Source organism: Actinoplanes octamycinicus, assembly GCF_014205225.1.
Classification (GTDB): domain Bacteria; phylum Actinomycetota; class Actinomycetes; order Mycobacteriales; family Micromonosporaceae; genus Actinoplanes; species Actinoplanes octamycinicus.
The window spans coordinates 5,377,339-5,389,601 of the sequence record NZ_JACHNB010000001.1 but is presented as its reverse complement, the minus strand read 5'-3'; the positions used below and the strand labels follow the sequence as shown (position 1 = coordinate 5,389,601).

The window sequence follows — 12,263 nt, the reverse complement described above, 5'->3', positions numbered from 1 at the left end:
TGGTGGGCATGACAGCACATACGCGTACCGACATCGTGGTCCTCGGTGGTGGCTATGCCGGTATCACCGCCGCGCTCCGGCTCGCTCCGCGGCACCGGGTGACGCTGGTCGACCCCCGGGAGCACTTCGTCGAGCGGGTCCGGTTGCACCAGGTCGCGGCGGGGCAGGCCGGGACGGTCCGGCCGTACCGGAAACTTCTCGCCGGCACCGGGATCCGGCATGTCACCGGCCGCGCGGCCGAGCTCGATCCGGCCGGCGGCCGGGTCGCGGTGGAGACGGGCGACGGGCAGCGGCTCGACCTCGGCTACGACCGCCTGGTGTACGCGTTGGGCAGCCGGACCAGGGTGCCGGCGCTGATTCCGGCCGCCGGCGACGCCGGCGCGACGCCGGTCTACACCGCGGAGACGGCGGCCGGCCTGGCCACCGGGATGGCCGGGCGGAGCGGGCGGCTCGCCGTCGTCGGGGGCGGGCTGACCGGCATCGAGATGGCGGCCGAGCTCGCCGAGGCGCACCCGGGCTGGCAGGTCCGGCTGCTCACCGCCGGCGGCTTGGCGCCGACCCTCTCCGAGCCGGCCCGCCGCCACCTGCGGGCCACGTTCGACCGGCTCGGGGTCACGGTCGAGGAGGGCGCCACCGTGGACGATCCGCGCCAGGTCGACGCGGACGCGGTGCTCTGGTCGGCGGCCATGACCCCGGCCACCGAGCTGGCCGCCGAGGCCGGCCTGGCACTCGACGAGCAGGGCCGGATCCGGGTCGACGCGGCGCTGCGGTCGGTCACCCGCCCGGAGATCGTGGTGGCCGGGGACGCCGGCGCGGGCTGGCGGATGGCCTGCGCGACCGCCATGCCGACCGGGGCCCACGCGGCCGACACCCTCCTGCGGGAGGCGCGCGGGGCGGCAGCGCGGCCGTTCCGGCTCAGGTACGTGCTGGTCTGAATGAGCCTCGGCCGGTCCGACGGCCTGGTCCAGGTGCTGCATGCCGACGACCGGCCGCGGGACCTGGTGCTCACCGGGCGGCCGGCCGCGTGGGTGAAGGAGCGGATCGTGAGCGGCACCGCCGGGGTGCTCGGCTACGCGGCCAAGCACCCCGCCGTGTTGAGCGGGCTGCTGTTCTGAGAAGGCGACCGGGCCGGGCGATAGCCTTCGCGGCATGAGCGAAGACGTGGCGAAGCAGGCGGAGCTGGTCGAGGTGCGGCCCAGGATCCACGCCTGGGTGCAGCCGGACGGGTCCTGGTGGCTGAACAACGCGGGCGCGATCACCACGGCGGCGGGGCAGCTGGTGGTCGACACGTGCGCCACCGCCACCCGGGCCCGGCGGTTCCTGGACGCGCTGGCCACGGCCACCGGTCAGGCGCCGACCCTGGCGGTCAACACGCATCAGCACGGCGACCACACGTACGGGAACAGCCTGCTCCCCGCCACGACCACGCTGATCGGCCAGGAGAAGATGCGGGAGGGGCTGCGGGTCGACCCGATCATCGACGGCTGCCCGCCGTTCTGGAGCCCGGTGCCGGACTGGGGTGACGTGCGGCGGCGCCTGCCCGACCTCACGATCACCGACGCGCTGACCGTGCACCTCGGCGACAAGCGGGTCGAGCTGCGGCACCCCGGCGGGCCGGCGCACACCACCGGCGACCTGATCGCCTGGGTGCCGGACGAGCGGGTGCTGTTCACCGGGGACCTGGTCTTCGCCGGGCTGACCCCGCTGGTCTTCATGGGGTCGGTGCCGGGCGCGCTGGCCGCGGTGGACTGGCTCGCCGGGTTCGAGCCGGAGGTGGTGGTGCCCGGGCACGGTCCGATCCTGACCGGCGCCGAGATCGCCCGGGTGCTCGACGAGCACCGGCGGTACTACCGGCTGGTGCTGCGGGCCGGCGCGAACGGGATCGAGCAGGGGCTGTCCCCGCTGGAGGCGGCCCGCGCGGTGGACCTGGGCGAGTTCGCCGGGTGGGCGGACGCCGAGCGGATCGTGCTCAACCTGCACCGGTACTACGCCGACCAGCAGGGTGCGGAGCTGGATCTGATCGCGGCGTTCTCGGATGCGGTCGCCTACCACGGCGGGCCGCTGCCCACTTACGTCTGATCCGGCGCTGGGTTGTGGTGCCACCGGGAGTCCGGTCCACCCATCACGATCGGGCCGATCCCGGTCGTTCGGTGAGGTTCGCTTCGCGGAACCTTTGTGCGGGTGCGGCCGCATAGACTTCGGACCGGCCTGGGCACCACCCTCCACCTCGGCACCCGACCACCACCGCCGACCTGATCACCGCTCCACCCTGGAACCCGACCACGACCACCGCTCCACCCTGGAACCCGATCATGACCACCGCTCCACCCCGACGCCCGACCACGACCGCCGACCTGGCCACCGCTTGCCGCGTGGCACCTGACCGCCACCACCGACCTGATCACCGCCCTCCGCCTCGGCACCTGACCGCGACCGCCGACCTGCTCACCGTCTTCCCGCGCGGCACCTGACCGCGACCGCCGACCTGTTCACCGTCTTCCCGCGCGGCACCTGACCGCCCCGGCCGGGAGGGAGTCGGCTGCGGCCGGGGTGGTCATCGGCGAGTCCGGCGGCGGGAGCATCACCAGGCGATCGGGCCGTCCTCGTCGAAGAAGCCGCCGCTGGGGCCGTCGTCGGGCAGGGTCGCCAGGCGGATCGCGGCGGTGGCGCCCTGCTCCGGCGTCCGGTGTCCGCGGAAGCCGTTCAGGTCGGTGGCGCAGTAACCGGGGCAGGCCAGGTTGATCAGGATGTTCGAGCCGGCCAGCTCCTTGGCGTACTGGACGGTGACCGCGTTCAGGAAGGTCTTCGACGGGGAGTAGGCGGCTGCGATCGGGCCGGTCTCCGCGCCCGGGGCGGTCTGCCTGGTCAGCGAGCCGACCCTGCTGGACATGTTGACAATCCGCGGGGACCGGGAGCGGCGCAGCAGCGGCAGCATGGCGTTGGTGACCCGGACGACGCCGATGACGTTGGTCTCCACCACCGTGCGGATGATCTCCGGGTCGACGACCGTCGGTTCCTGCGGGCGGTCGCCGGTGATGCCGGCGTTGTTGACCAGCACGTCCAACCGGCCGAACCGTTCCTCGATCAGCGCGGCGGCCGCGGTCACGCTGCCGTCGGCGGTCACGTCGAGCGGCACGCCGAAGGCGTCCACTCCGGCCGCTCGCAGCTTCTCCACGGCGGCGTCGCGGCGTTCCGCGTCCCGGGCACCGACACCGACGGTCAGCCCGCGGGCGCCGAGACCGGCCGCGATCTCGTAGCCGATGCCCTTGTTCGCGCCGGTAACCAGTGCAATCTTTCGTTCGCTCATGCCATCGATCCTGTCCGCGGCACGATCCGACCTCCAACACCGATCGGGTAGTCCCCGATACCCACAAGGTATGAAGCAACCCCGACGGCCGCGCCGACACCGACAGGTGCTGCCCCGGGGAAGACGCGCGACAGGCCGCCGACAGTGATGCCTGGATTGGCGGAGCGCGAGCGGACACGGCGACAGGCGCGCGGCGGAGCAAGGGGGGCCGCGGGACGGCAGCGCGGCAACGGCCCGGGACAGCAGCGCGGGCGCCGGCGCAGGACAGCAGCGCGCCAACGGCCCGGGACAGCAGCGCGGCGCCGGCGCAGGACAGCAGCGCGCCAACGGCCCGGGACAGCAGCGCGGCGCCGGCGCAGGACAGCAGCGCGCCAACGGCCCGGGACAGCAGCGCGGCGCCGGCGCAGGACAGCAGCGCGCCAACGGCCCGGGACAGCAGCGCGGCGCCGGCGCGGGACGGCGGCGCGGGACGGCGGCGCGGGACGGCGGCGCGGGACGGCGGCGCGGCAAGGCGGCAGCGCGGCGGGACGAAGGGGCGGCAGGGCTAGCCTTGCGGGATGGAGACGCGGGAGCTGCGGTATTTCGTCGCGGTGGCCGAGGAAGGGCATTTCGGGCGGGCGGCGCAGCGGCTCGGGATGGCGCAACCGCCGCTGTCCCGGGCGATCAGCCAGCTGGAGCGGCGGCTCGGGGTGACGCTGCTGGAGCGGACCAGCCGGGGTGCGACGGTGACCGAGGCCGGGGCGGTGCTGCTCCGGGAGGCCCGCGCGGTGCTCGACGCGGTGCAGGCGGCCGAGCGGCGGACCCGGCGCGCGGCGTCGGCCGGGTCCGGGCTGGTGCTGGTGGCCAAGGCGGGGGCGTCCAGCGAACTGCTCGCCAAGCTGCTCGACGCCTTCGCCGGCGAGCCGGAGGCGGTTCCGGTCGACGTGGTGCTGTGCGGGGTCGGCGAGCAGGAACAGCTGCTCCGCGACGGCCGGGCCGACGTGGCGTTGCTGCACCAGCCTTTCGATGCGACGGCCGGCTTCGACGTCGAGGAGCTGGGCGCCGAGGGGCAGGTGGTGATCCTGCCGGCCGGGCACCCGATGACCGTTCGCGATCAGGTGCGGATGGCGGACGTCGAGGATCTGCCGGACCTGCCGCTGCCGCGCTGGCCGGAGCGGGACGGCAGCTACCCGGATGGGCCGGGCCCGCAGGTCCGTAACCAGACGCAGCTGATGCAGCTGGTGTCCCTGGGCCGGGCCTGCGTGATCGCCCCGGAGTCGGTCCGGGCGCAGCTGCACGACGGGCTGGTCGCCGTCCCGGTCTCGGACGCGCCGCGGGTCACCACCGTGATCGCCTGGCCGCCGCACAGCCGCTCCCGCGCGCTGGCCGCTCTGGTCCGGACCGCGACGCGCCTCTGACAGGTCCGATCCGGACCATGGCCGGCCGGCCGCGTGGCTCCCGCCCGTTCCGGATCGGCCCCAGCACACGGTCCGCTCCGGGCGCGGGCCGCGAGTTTTCGGTACGCCGCAGCGCTCCGGCAACGCCAGACGCCCGCACGGAGCGCTCTGTCCGTACCGAAAAATGGGGTGGATCGGAACCGGCGGCTAACCGCGACGCTCCAGCAGCGTGATGCTGAGCAGCGGATACTTCCAGCTCGACACGGCCCGGTAGTCCCGGCTGATCCGTTGCCGCTTCCCGGGTGCCATGTTCCGGAGCGGATCGCTCGCGTCGTCCACCCGGATCACCCAGATGCGCGGTGGGTCGCCGAGGCACGCCGCGGCCGGGCACTCCCGGGCGAGCAGCCGGCCGTCGGCGCGCTGCGGCCGGGTCGCGAGCACGTCGGGCGGCCGCGGCGCGGGGAGATACCGCTGGTAGATGTCGCGCGGCGCCCACGGGATGCTGGGATGCGTGTCCGGAAAGACGGCTACGTCCCCCGGCCGGTAGCGCGGCCCGATCACCTGCGCGATCTTCGTGGAGTCCTCGGCGTGCCCGGCCGGTTCGCGCAGTTCGAGCTGCACCGGAAAGGACACCAGCAGCGCCAGCGCCACCACCGCCCCAGCTCGCACCCGACCGGCCCGCAGCAGCCCCGACGCGGCCAGCACGGCCATCGGGGCGAGGGCGACCAGCACATACCGCGCCACCCAGATCGGATAGACCATTCCGGTCATCAGCAGAAGCACCGGCGGCACGAAGGCAGCTCCCGCCAGCACCCGGAAAGCGGGGTCCCACCGCACCCCGAGGACCGCCAGGACGATCACCATCCCACCGATCGCCGCCGACCCGAACACGGTCTGCGGCAACCCCTGCCAGGTGTTCAGGTCGGCCACCGGGATCCACGAGACCTGCCCGCTCTGCCCCGCCCCGGCCACCGCCAGCAGCACCGCCGGCACACTGCCGACCGCCGCCGGCACCGCCCACCACCAGCGCAGCCGACGTACCACGAGCGCGTGCCCGGCCACCATCAGCAGCCCGCCGAGCGGGTGCGCCAGCCCGGTAGCCGCCACCGCCGCCGCATACCCGGCTGCCCCGCCCACGGCCGGCCGCGCGATGATCCGGAGCAGACACCAGAGGGCCAGCGCCGCGAAGAACATCGCGATCGCGTACGGCCGGGCCTCCTGGGCGTAGCGGGAGACCGCCGGGATCGCCGCGAACAGCAACCCACCGGCCAGCCCGGTCCGCTCCCCGCCGGTCCGGCGCCCGATGACCGCCACCAGGATCGCGGTCCCGGCGATGGCGAGCGCCGACGGCAGCCGCAGCGCCGGCGTCCCGGTCCCGGCCACCGTCGTCCACAGCTTCATCGCCGCGTAGTACGGCGTCACCACCGCGTCCACCGTCCCGGACAGCCGGAGCAGCTCGGTCCAGGTGAGCCGGACCGCGCCCCAGGTGGCCAGCTCGTCGGCCCAGAGGGCGGGACCGGTCAGCCGCCAGCCGGCGAGGGCCGCCGCGACCAGACCGGCGAGGACGGCGGACCGGGTGGTGGCGATGCTGATCGGGACGCTCCCAGGGGACTGTTCATGATCCAGGGCGCGCCGACACTACGGGGGCGAGACGAACGGGCGGTGTCCGTACCGTGAATGTCGGTCAGGCGGCGACGCCGCACCGCGACCGGGCCTCGATTTCGGCGGCCGGCAACGGCCGAGCGTAGTAGTAGCCCTGCGCGTAGCGGTACCCGAGCCGGTACAGCTCGGCCGCCTGCTCCGCGGTCTCCACCCCTTCGGCGACCGCCCGCAGGTGCAGCCCGTCGCAGATGCCGATCAGCGCGGCCACCACGACCGCGTTCTGGCCGCCCTCGGTGATGTCGTCGACGAACGACTTGTCCACCTTGAGGATGTCCGCCGGGCAGGTGCGCAGCAGCCCGAGCGAGGAGTGCCCGGTGCCGAAGTCGTCGAGCGCGATGTTCACCCCGAGCTCGGCGATCGCCCGCAGCTCGGTCAGCGCGGTGCCGCCGTCGAACACCGCGGTCTCGGTCACCTCCACGGTCAGCACGTGCGGCGGCAGGCCGGTCCGGTGCAGGACCGCCTCCACCTCCTTGGCGAACCCGGCTTCGCGCAGCTGGCGGGCGGACACGTTGACGGTGACCGTGCGCGGCGCGGCGCCGCCGAGGGTGGCGAGCCACGCGGTCGCCTGCCGGCACGCCTCCTGCAGGATCCACGAGCCGAGCGGCACGATCAGCCCGGTACGCTCGGCGGCCGGGATGAACGTCGCCGGGCCGACCGGGCCGCGTTCCGGGTGGGTCCAGCGGACCAGCGCCTCGACGCCGTAGAGTTCGCCGCCGGGCATCGCCACGATCGGCTGGTAGAGCAGGTGCAGCTGGTCGGTGTCGAGCGCGGTGCGCAGGTCGGCGGCGAGCCGGGACTGCTCGGCGGTCCGCTGGTCCATCTCCGCGGTGTACCCGACCAGGCGGCCCTTGCCCTGGCCCTTCGCCTCGTACATCGCCACGTCGGCGCGGCGCAGCAGTTCGTCGGCGGTCTCCCCGGCCCGGGCCGGGGCCAGCCCGGTGCTGGCCTCGACGACCAGTTCGTGGCCGGCCGCGTGCACCGGCCGGCGCAGCTGCGCGGCGAGCGCGCCGAGGACGGCGGCGTGGTCGCCGGAGCGCAGCAGCAGCGCGTACTCGTCGCCGCCGAGCCGGGCGACCATCGCGTCCGCCGGCAGCTCGGCGCTGATCCGCTCGGCGACCGCGACCAGCAGCGCGTCGCCGACCGCGTGCCCGAGGTCGTCGTTGATCTCCTTGAAGTCGTCCAGGTCGATCAGCGCCACGCTCACCGACTCCGGGTCGGCGGCCAGCGCCTCGGTGATCTCCCGGACCAGCACGGTCCGGTTCGGCAGGCCGGTCAGCACGTCGTGGGTGGCCTGGTGGGCCAGCTCCCGCTGCCGGGCGTCGAGGTCGTCGAGCAGCAGCGCGTTGTCCCGGAGCGCGACCGCCTGCCGGCCGGCGACCAGCACCGTCACGGTGACCGAGCCGATCGCGATGACCACCAGGTCGGCGGTGTGGCTGACCGCGCTGGACAGCAGCAGGCCGCCGGTGGCCAGGACGGCGGCGTACGGCATCACGCTCAGCCGCCGGCTCAGCGGGCGGGGCTGCGGCCGGCCGGCCCGGGTGGCCCGCAGTTGCCGGTCGGCGGCGAAGCACAGGCACATGCAGGTGCAGGGCAGCAGCACGTGCGCGGTGTTCAGGTACGGCCGGTCGGCGAGCAGCGGCGCCAGCGACCCGCCGCCGGCCCCGACCGCCCCGGTCAGCGCGAGCAGGTGCAGCGCCCGCCGGTCGATCAGCCCGGTGCCGGTGAAGGCCACCTTGACGAAGGCGAAGACACAGATGAAGCCGGCTCCCACCACGATCAGCACGGTGATCGCCCCGCCCACGCTGTCGCTGAGCCAGCTCTCCCAGCGCGGGTAGATCAGGTGCCAGCAGAAGGTCAGCACGGTGACGATCACGGTGGCGATGTCCAGGCCGAACCGGACCCATTCGATCCGGGTCCGGCGGGCGCCCGGGATGCGCAGCACGCCGAGCAGGATGGCGACCAGCCCGGCGGTGTAGACGCCCGCGGTCCACCCGCTGATGTGCTGGCCCTGCTGGCGGCCGCTGAAGTAGTCGAAGGCGTTGCCGGCCGCGCCCAGGCCGATCAGCAGGATGCCGGCCGAGACGTAACGCCACAACGTCCGGCCCTGGTCGGCGGCCCGCCACGAGGTCACCGCGGCGATCGGCACCGCGGCCAGCAGCGGCAGCCAGCCGAACACCGGCGGCGTGCGGTGGAACAGGCCGACGCAGAACCAGATCGCCGCGACCGCCACCAGCCCACCGGCGACCGCGAGGGTACGCGTCAGCCGAAAGGGCGGCACCCTCGGCGGATTCGTCACGAAGGTCTCATCGGCTCGCCCGGCGATCAGATGAGAAGTCCGACATCTGACGAAATATTTACAACGCGGGTCGGCTGCGCCACGGATCGTCAGCAGAGCCACGCCAAGCACCGCGGCAGCTTATACGTGACAGTCGATCAATCGCGCTCAGGACGAGGCTGAGTCGTCCAGCAGGCGCCGCACCTCCCGCTCGTCGCCGCGTTTCGGGGCCTCGCCGTTCTCGTACTTCTCCAGCAGGCGCGGGTCGACGTACGACGCCCGGGCCACCGCCGGGGTGTTGCCGAGCTTGTCGGCGACCTCGCGCATGGCCTGGGCGACGACCTTGCGCCGTTTCGTCTTCGTCGGCTGCGGCCCGGCCTCGGCGAGTTCCGCGGCGGCCGTCACGGTGCCGTGCCAGGTGCGGAAGTCCTTCGCGGTCATCGGCGCGCCGCTGATCTCGCGCAGGTACTCGTTGACCGCGTCGGCGCGGATCTCCTGCCAGCTCTTCGTGGCCGAGTTCCAGTAGGCGAACAGCCGGTCCTGTCCGCGGCGGCGGCGCTTGAGCGCGCTGAGCACCTCGGCCACCTCGCCGTCGTCGACGACGCGCGAGTGCTCCACGCCCGATTTGCCGGGGAATTCCAGCAACAGCTCGCCACCGCGGCGCAGGACGTGCTCGGGCCGCAGGGTGGACAGCCCGTAGGACGGATCCTCGTCCCGGCTCGCGTAGGCGTCCCCGCCGACCCGGAACATGCCCAGGTCGAGCAGCCGGACGATGGCGGCGAGCACCCGCTCCCGGGTCAGTCCGCGACCGGTCGTCAGATCCTCGCACAACCGGTCGCGGATCTTCGGGAGGCGGCCGGCCACCTCCCGTACCCGATCGAATTTCGCCTCGTCCCGGGCGGTCCGCCAGTCCGGGTGGTAGCGGTACTGCTTGCGGCCGGCCGCGTCCAGCCCGGTCGCCTGGATGTGCCCGCGGGGGTCCGGGCAGATCCAGACGTCGGTCCAGGCCGGCGGGATGACCAGACCCTTGATCCGGTCCAGCGTCTCCGGGTCCCGGACGGCGGCCCCGTCCGGGTCCAGGTAGCGGAAGCCGCGCCCGGACCGCTGCCGGCTGAAACCAGGCTTCTTCAGTACGCTGCGCCGCAACCGCTGACCCATGAGTCCCGCTTCCTCCCCTGTGACCGAGCCCCCGCTCCTCCTCCGCTACCGGACACGCCGGCCCGGTCAGCCGACAGTCGCCGGGAACCGCTCCCAGACCCGGTGCGACGCCATCAGCTGCTGCACCGCGGCCAGCGTGCCGGCGCCGGTCTCGTGGGTGACCACGCCCGGCGTCTCGGTCAGGCCGATCCCGCTCAGGAACTCGGCGCCCGGCCCCCAGCCGCCGATCGCCTTGGCGTGCCGCCAGCACTCGTCGACCAGCAGGTTGACCCGCGGGTCGACGGCGGCGGTCCGCGGCGCCCCGGCCTTCTCGTCCCGGGCCGGGATCGCGTCCGGCGCCGGCACCGGCGCGGCGGCCAGCAGCAGCGCGTCGAACTCGACCGACCGGGCGGTGGCGAAGGTGCGCTGCACGGTCAGGCCGCCGACCTTGCCGCCGTGCGGGGCGATGATCAGCGGAACCAGGCCGGCCGCGGTGATCGCCTCCTTGACCTCGGCCACCCCGTCCAGGTCGGTGTCGTCGACCACGATGCCGATGATCCGGCCGTCGGCCGGCCACTGCTGACCCACCTGGGACAGCGCCGGGCTCGGCGTGACCTCGGGCAGCTCGATGGTCGGCTGCGGAGCGGGCAGGCCGAGCGCGGTGGCCACCTGCTCGCAGAGCACCGGGTCGATGTTCGCCAGGCACTGCAGCTGCCGCTCGCGGATCTCCTGGTGGTAGCACTTGCCCAGCTCGAAGGCGTACGCCCGGATGATGTGTTCCTTCTCGATCGGCGTCATGCTCAGCCAGAACAGCCGGACCTGGGTCCAGTGGTCCTTGAAGGTGACCGGCAGGTCGCGGACCTTGGGCGCCTCGGTCACCACGACCGGGGTGTCGACGAAGGCGTTCTCCTTGTCGCCGGCCGGGAACGGGTTGCCGCCGTCGAGCGAGTTCGGCTTGTACGGCGCCACGCCCCCGTGCACCGCGTGCTGGTGGAAGCCGTCCCGCAGCATGTCGTTCACCGGCGCGTGCGGCCGGTTGATCGGGATCTGGTGGAAGTTCGGCCCGGCCAGCCGGGTGAGCTGGGTGTCCAGGTAGGAGAAGAGCCGGCCCTGCAGCAGCGGGTCGTTGGTGACGTCGATGCCGGGGACCAGGTTGCCCAGGTGGAAGGCGACCTGCTCGACCTCGGCGTGGAAGTTGGTCGGCGTCCGGTTCAGCACCAGCTTGCCGACCGGCTGCACCGGCGCCAGCTCCTCCGGCACGATCTTGGTGGGGTCGAGCAGGTCGATCCCGGCGAACGTCTCCTCCGGGGTGTCCGGGAAGACCTGCAGGCCCAGCTCCCACTCCGGGTAGGCGCCGGCCTCGATCGAGTCGTACAGGTCGCGGCGGTGGTAGTCGGGGTCGACGCCGCCGGTGATCTGGGTCTCCTCCCACACCTGCGAGTGCACGCCCAGCTTCGGCTTCCAGTGGAACTTCACCAGCACCGTCTCGCCGGCGTCGTTGACCAGGCGGAAGGTGTGGACGCCGAAGCCCTCCATCATCCGGTACGAGCGCGGGATGCCCCGGTCCGACATGTTCCACATGGTGTGGTGCTGCGCCTCGGTGTGCAGCGAGACGAAGTCCCAGAACGTGTCGTGCGCGCTCTGCGCCTGCGGGATCTCCCGATCCGGGTGCCACTTGGCGGCGTGGATGATGTCCGGGAACTTGATCGCGTCCTGGATGAAGAACACCGGCATGTTGTTGCCGACCAGGTCGAAGGTGCCCTCGTCGGTGTAGAACTTGGTGGCGAACCCGCGGGTGTCGCGAACCGTGTCGGCCGAGCCGCGCGAGCCGAGCACCGTGGAGAAGCGGACGAAGACCTCGGTCTCCTTGCCCTTCTTCTTCAGGAAGCCGGCCCGGGTCAGGTTCGCCGCGGTGCCGTAACTGGTGAAGACACCGTGCGCGCCGGCGCCGCGGGCGTGCACCACCCGCTCCGGGATCCGCTCGTGGTCGAAGTGGGTGATCTTCTCGCGGAAGTGGTGGTCCTGCAGCAGGATCGGGCCGCGCGGGCCGGCCTTCAGCGAGTGGTCGGTGTCCCGCAGCCGGGCGCCCTGGGCGGTGGTGAGGTAGGCGCCCTGCTGGGCGAAGGCGGTCGGCGGCGCCCCGGTCTCCGCGCCGGTCGGCGTGCGGGTGTCCGGCTGACCCTGCTCCTGTTTCGGCGGCAGCGGTCCGGCCGGCGTGGTCGGCTCCTCGACGGTGGGCTGGGCCGGGCCCGGCTTCCCGGGCACGTCCGGCTTGGTCGCGCCGGTCACCGCACCCACGGCAGCCTCCGCGGCATCCTTGATCACTTCAGCGGGCGTTCGGGATTCCATCCGGACAAACCTCTCGATAAGGGAATGCGGCCGTCCTCGCATACCCTGGCCCGCCCGGGCCAAACTGGATCGGTTCCACGAAGGCCGATGGTGGGGTCAGCCCCACCACCGGTTGATCCGGCTGCACCATCGAAGCGGTCGGCCGGCGTCACTAGCG

9 protein-coding genes are annotated in these 12,263 nt (G+C 73.4%); 4 read left to right on the top strand and 5 right to left on the bottom strand.

Annotated elements, in window-relative coordinates; genetic code table 11:
• Positions 1-8 precede the first annotated feature (8 nt).
• From BJY16_RS23560 to BJY16_RS23555, 3 genes are read left to right on the top strand one after another with little or no spacing between them, the layout of a single operon-like run.
• Positions 9-935 carry an NAD(P)/FAD-dependent oxidoreductase gene (locus BJY16_RS23560; RefSeq protein WP_203758854.1) on the top strand — a complete coding sequence of 309 codons (927 nt, stop codon included), beginning with the start codon at positions 9-11 and terminating at the stop codon, positions 933-935.
• Positions 936-1,115, top strand: a complete 180-nt coding sequence (locus tag BJY16_RS46545) for a hypothetical protein (protein WP_203758853.1) — start codon at positions 936-938, stop codon at positions 1,113-1,115. It begins immediately after the preceding gene.
• Between the two features lie 34 nt (positions 1,116-1,149).
• Positions 1,150-2,079, top strand: coding sequence for an MBL fold metallo-hydrolase (locus BJY16_RS23555; RefSeq protein ID WP_185041749.1), 930 nt, complete (start codon positions 1,150-1,152; stop codon positions 2,077-2,079).
• 502 nt (positions 2,080-2,581) lie between these two features.
• Here BJY16_RS23555 and BJY16_RS23550 read toward each other — a convergent pair.
• Positions 2,582-3,307: an SDR family oxidoreductase gene (locus BJY16_RS23550; RefSeq protein ID WP_185041748.1), complete on the bottom strand. Its 726-nt coding sequence runs from the start codon at positions 3,305-3,307 to the stop codon at positions 2,582-2,584.
• Between the two features lie 557 nt (positions 3,308-3,864).
• Here BJY16_RS23550 and BJY16_RS23545 point away from each other — a divergent pair.
• Complete coding sequence (locus BJY16_RS23545; RefSeq protein ID WP_185041747.1) at positions 3,865-4,704, top strand: LysR family transcriptional regulator; 840 nt, start codon at positions 3,865-3,867, stop codon at positions 4,702-4,704.
• A 186-nt stretch (positions 4,705-4,890) separates the two neighbouring features.
• On the opposite strand, the gene BJY16_RS23540 is transcribed toward BJY16_RS23545, so the two are convergent.
• The 4 genes from BJY16_RS23540 to BJY16_RS23525 form a co-directional block, all read right to left on the bottom strand.
• Positions 4,891-6,108, bottom strand: a complete 1,218-nt coding sequence (locus BJY16_RS23540; RefSeq protein ID WP_185041746.1) for a glycosyltransferase family 39 protein — start codon at positions 6,106-6,108, stop codon at positions 4,891-4,893.
• Positions 6,109-6,367: 259 nt separating this feature from the next.
• A complete protein-coding gene (locus tag BJY16_RS23535) occupies positions 6,368-8,623 on the bottom strand; it encodes a putative bifunctional diguanylate cyclase/phosphodiesterase (protein WP_185041745.1) in 2,256 nt (751 codons plus the stop codon).
• A gap of 165 nt (positions 8,624-8,788) precedes the next feature.
• Entirely contained in the window at positions 8,789-9,778 is a 990-nt protein-coding gene (locus tag BJY16_RS23530) for a DNA topoisomerase IB (protein ID WP_185041744.1), read from the bottom strand.
• A gap of 66 nt (positions 9,779-9,844) precedes the next feature.
• Positions 9,845-12,106 (bottom strand): catalase, encoded by a 2,262-nt coding sequence (locus BJY16_RS23525; protein ID WP_185041743.1) that lies wholly within the window; start codon positions 12,104-12,106, stop codon positions 9,845-9,847.
• Between the last annotated feature and the right edge of the window lie 157 nt (positions 12,107-12,263).